At 64.3% G+C, this 4,429-nt stretch carries 4 protein-coding genes and 1 pseudogene; 2 read left to right on the forward strand and 3 right to left on the reverse strand.

The genetic code is table 11. The features are described 5' to 3' along the window. Both AUC71_RS03225 and AUC71_RS03230 read right to left on the reverse strand, forming a co-directional pair. A pseudogene (locus AUC71_RS03225) lies at positions 1-354 on the reverse strand (Fe-S cluster assembly protein SufB); the annotation flags it as partial. Between the two features lie 36 nt (positions 355-390). After that, complete coding sequence (locus AUC71_RS03230) at positions 391-1,542, reverse strand: cysteine desulfurase family protein (RefSeq protein ID WP_069623118.1); 1,152 nt, start codon at positions 1,540-1,542, stop codon at positions 391-393. A 279-nt stretch (positions 1,543-1,821) separates the two neighbouring features. On the opposite strand from AUC71_RS03230, the gene AUC71_RS03235 reads away from it, so the two are divergent. Together AUC71_RS03235 and tyrS are read left to right on the forward strand one after the other, a co-directional pair. Beyond that, on the forward strand, positions 1,822-2,490 hold the full coding sequence (locus tag AUC71_RS03235; protein ID WP_069623119.1) for an alpha/beta hydrolase: 669 nt from the start codon (positions 1,822-1,824) through the stop codon (positions 2,488-2,490). 85 nt (positions 2,491-2,575) lie between these two features. Beyond that, positions 2,576-3,829 carry a tyrosine--tRNA ligase gene (tyrS, locus tag AUC71_RS03240; protein ID WP_069623120.1) on the forward strand — a complete coding sequence of 418 codons (1,254 nt, stop codon included), beginning with the start codon at positions 2,576-2,578 and terminating at the stop codon, positions 3,827-3,829. Positions 3,830-3,844: 15 nt separating this feature from the next. Here the strand turns inward: tyrS and AUC71_RS03245 are convergent, their stop codons facing one another. Next, on the reverse strand, positions 3,845-4,315 hold the full coding sequence (locus AUC71_RS03245; protein WP_069623121.1) for an AsmA-like C-terminal domain-containing protein: 471 nt from the start codon (positions 4,313-4,315) through the stop codon (positions 3,845-3,847). Positions 4,316-4,429: the final 114 nt, after the last annotated feature.

Genomic DNA, 4,429 nt, shown 5'->3' on the forward strand with positions numbered 1-4,429 from the left:
CGGGATGCCGAGCTTCTCGTAGGTCTTGAGCAGCTCCGGATCGACCTCCGCGAGGCTCTTAGGCCCGGCCGTGCTCTTCGGCGCCGAATAGTAATAGAGTTCCTCGAAATCGATCTTCGGATACTGGACATTGGCCCAGGTGGGCTCCTGCATGGTGCGCCAGCGGCGATAGGCCTCGAGCCGCCAGTCGAGCATCCACTCGGGCTCGCCCTTCTTCTCCGAGATGAAGCGAACGACGTCCTCGCTCAGGCCTTTTGGGGCCCTGACCGATTCAATGTCGGTGAAGAAGCCGTATTTGTACTTATCGACGTCGATCTCTTTGACGCGTTCGACGGTTGCTTCTACTGCGGGCATATTCTTCTTCCCAAATTCTAGTGTTTCACCAGCCTGTTAGGCTGCTTCCTTCGCATCTTTCTTGAGACGCTTAATGAGGCCGGCAAGAGCGCTGAGACAGTATTGGATATCGGTATTCCCGGTGCCGAAACCAAGGCTTATGCGGATCGCGGCCTGAGCCAATTCGGGGGCCACGCCCATGGCGGCGAGCACGTGCGAGGCTTCGACCTTCCCCGAGGAGCAGGCGCTTCCGGCGCTCACGGCGACCCCGGCCAGATCGAGGCCGATGACCATCGTCTCGGCCTTGACGCCCGGGATGGCGATCGCGGAGGTGTTGGGCAGGCGCGGCACACGATCCGAGAAGATCACCGTATCGGCGGCAAGACCCCGCACACCCGCTTCCAGGCTATCCCGAAGCTCGGCGATCTCATTCACTCGAGAAAGCTCGGCCGCGGCGAGTTCCGCCGCAACACCGAAGCCGACAATGCCCGGCACGTTCTCGGTGCCGGCGCGGCGGCGGCGCTCTTGGCCGCCACCCTTGATCAGAGGCTCGACGCTCACGCCCTCGGCGAGGACGAGTGCGCCTACCCCTTTCGGTCCGCCGATCTTGTGGGCCGACAAGGTCACCATGTCGGCACCAAGCGCGCGGATATCAAGGGGCATGCGACCGGCACTCTGGACCGCATCACTATGCAGAATGCCGCCCGCCTCATGGACGATTTGAGCGGCGTCCGCCACCGGCTGGATCGCGCCGGTCTCGTTGTTGGCGGCCATGAGAGACACGAGCGGCCGCCAGCCGCCGGGCTTGTGCTTTTCGAGCTTCTCCGCGAGCACCGCGAGATCGGCAACGCCGTCGGGCGAAACCGGAATGAGAGTGGTGGTCTCGCGATGGAACCTGCCGCCCGCCAGCACCGAGGGATGCTCGATCGCCGAGAGATAACAGTGCCAGGAGTCCCCGCCGGCGGGGGCTGCCAGCGCCAGCGCGTTCGCCTCGGTGCCGCCGCTCGTAAAGATCACGTCTTCGGGCCGCGCACCGACCAGCGCCGCCACCTTGGCGCGGGCCTGCTCGACGGCGGCACGGGCCGCGCGGCCTTCCGCATGCACCGAAGAGGGATTGCCCTGCAACGACAGCGCAGCTTCAACCGCCTCACGCACTTCCGGGCGCAAAGGGGATGTCGCGTTATGATCGAGATAAGCGCGCTGGTTCATGCTCTGCCGAAGCTCGCGGCCATACGCCGCCGGTTAACGCTTGCACGAGCCCCGGTTGCCCATGCTATGAAGCGCGGCCTGACAATCGGACCGCTCCAAGCGCCCAGCTGATTTGGAACGGCCTTGTTTGGAACAATTCTAAGCTCTTAGCTTGTATAGGATTCTGAGGCGGCAGAGTCAAGGTTTGCGGCATTTGTTGGTGCGCCGGAACACCCGCCCCATATAGATCGTAGAGCCAACCCCAGCAGCGCAATAACGCCAAGTCGAGGCCAATCGTTCATGCCCGAAGTCAATATCAGCGGCCCCAGCGGCCGGATCGAAGCCCGCTATCATCATGAGGGCTCTCCGAACTCGCCTGTCGCCCTGATCCTGCATCCGCATCCGCAGTTCGGCGGGACGATGAACAATCAGGTCGTGTACCACCTGTATTACGCCTTCCAGAAGCGCGGCTTCTCGGTGCTGCGTTTCAACTTCCGGGGGGTGGGCCGCAGCGAGGGCCTGTTCGATAACGGGCCGGGCGAGCTCGCGGACGCCGCCACGGCGCTCGATTGGCTCCAGGCTATAACGCCGATGCGCCGTCCTTGCTGGATCGCCGGGGTGTCGTTCGGCGCGTGGATCGCCATGCAGCTCTTGATGCGCCGTCCCGAGGTCGAAGGCTTCATCTCCGTCGCGCCGCCCGCAAATCTCTACGACTTCACCTTCCTGGCGCCCTGCCCGCCTTCCGGACTGATGGTCAACGGCGCCAAAGATCGAGTCGTGCCAACGGAATCGGTGCGCGGGCTCGTGGATCGCCTGAAGACCCAGAAGGGCATCGTCATCGACCACCAGACCGTGCCGGACGCGAACCACTTCTTCGAGGAACGCATGGAGGGCCTCATGGAGGTGGTCGACGGCTATCTCGACAAGCGCCTGGGCAAGCGGAAGACGCGGAAGGACTCGGCCGCGTAGCAGCACAGGTTTGGTATTCGCCCCCCAAACCTGATAGAGGCTCTGGCGAACGCCATATCGACCCTCGAGCGCCCTCTCTGACGCCATGAGCACCGTCAAATCGGACCTTCTCCACGAGCTCGCCTCGCGCGGCTACATCCACCAATGCACCGACGAAGCGGCGCTCGATAAGCTCGCGCGGTCGGAGATCGTCACCGGCTATATCGGCTTCGACTGCACGGCGCCGAGCCTGCATGTGGGCAACCTGGTCAGCATCATGCTGCTCAGGAAGCTTCAGCAGACCGGGCACCGGCCCATCGTGCTGATCGGGGGCGGCACCACCAAGGTGGGCGATCCCTCCGGCAAGGACGAGATGCGAAAGGTCCTTACCGACGCCGAGATCGCCGCGAATATCGCGGGCATCGAATCGGTGTTCGGGAAGTTTCTGAGCTTCGGCGACGGGGAGCAGGACGCGATCCTGGTCAACAACTCCGATTGGCTGGAGGCGCTGAACTACATCGACTTTTTGCGGGACTATGGCCGGCATTTCAGCGTCAACCGCATGCTGAGCCAGGACTCCGTGAAGCTCAGGCTCGAGCGCGAGCAGAATCTCAGCTTCATCGAGTTCAACTACATGGTGCTCCAGGCTTACGACTTCGTGGAGCTTTACCGGCGCGAGGGTTGCCGCTTACAAATGGGCGGCTCGGATCAGTGGGGCAATATCGTCACCGGGATCGAGCTCGGCCGGCGCACCGAAGGAGTGGAGCTGTTCGGGCTGACCACGCCGCTGCTGACGACCTCCTCGGGCGCCAAGATGGGCAAGACGGCGGCAGGGGCCGTGTGGCTCAACCCCGATATGCTCTCTCCGTATGACTACTGGCAGTTCTGGCGGAACGCCGAGGATGCCGACGTGCCGCGCTTCCTCAAGCTGTTCACCGAGCTTTCCCTCGATGAGATCGACAGGCTTGCAGCGCTTCAAGGCGCCGAGCTGAACGAGGCGAAGAAGGTCCTGGCCACGGAAGCCACCGCGCTCGTGCATGGGCGCGACGCGGCCGACCGCGCGGCGGAGACGGCCCGGACGACGTTCGAGCAAGGCCAGATCGCCTCAAGCCTGCCGACGATCGATGTCCCCCGCGCGGACCTCGAAAAGGGCTTAGGCGTGCTGACCGCGAGCGTGCTGGCGGGTTTCGTGAAATCGACCGGCGAGGCGCGCCGTCAGATCAAGGGCGGCGGCATCAAGGTCAACGACGCGGCCGCCACCGATGAGCGGCAGGTGCTGACCCTGACGGACCTGACGGATGACGGCGTGATCAAGCTCTCGCTCGGCAAGAAGCGCCACGCGCTGATCCGGCCCGTCTAAGCGGACCGCCGCCGGCTATCGAGATTCCTGGAACTGGAACGGCCGAATGCGCTCGTACTCCTGGCCGGTCGTGTTGGCGGCGGCCGCATCGGGCGGCACCGAGCCGGTGAAGTCGAAGATCTGCCGGAAGATGCCCGGCGCCATCACCGACATCGGGTTCACCAGCACCGTGGGATCCTCAAGCTTGCCCTTGATGGCGAAGGTGATGCCCACCACGCCCTCGCCCTGACGGCCGACGAGAAGCTTGCCGAGAATCGGCACGGCGCCCAGGGCCGAGTTCAGTCCATAGAGGGGCACGTAGGTGCCGCCGAGATCGACCGTCTGCGATTTAAAGTCGACTGTGCCGCGCAAGGTCGCGCCGAGCTGGGGGCCGTTCACATAGGCATCGCGCAGACGGAACTTGCCGGCGCCGACGACAAACGGCGCGCGCAGGCGCTTGAAGGTGATCTTCGACTGGGCGACCGGGCGCTTGTTCTGGCCGAGCACCGCCGTCGAGCTGGGGTCGTGAGAACGTCGGCGACGACACTGTCGCCGACGACGTGAAGTCGCGTGCCCACAAGGTCCCCGACTTGGTGCCCGGTCCGCCAGCGTCCATGTTGA

The sequence above is a fragment of the Methyloceanibacter marginalis genome (assembly GCF_001723295.1).
In the GTDB taxonomy this organism is placed as follows: Bacteria; Pseudomonadota; Alphaproteobacteria; order Rhizobiales; family Methyloligellaceae; genus Methyloceanibacter; species Methyloceanibacter marginalis.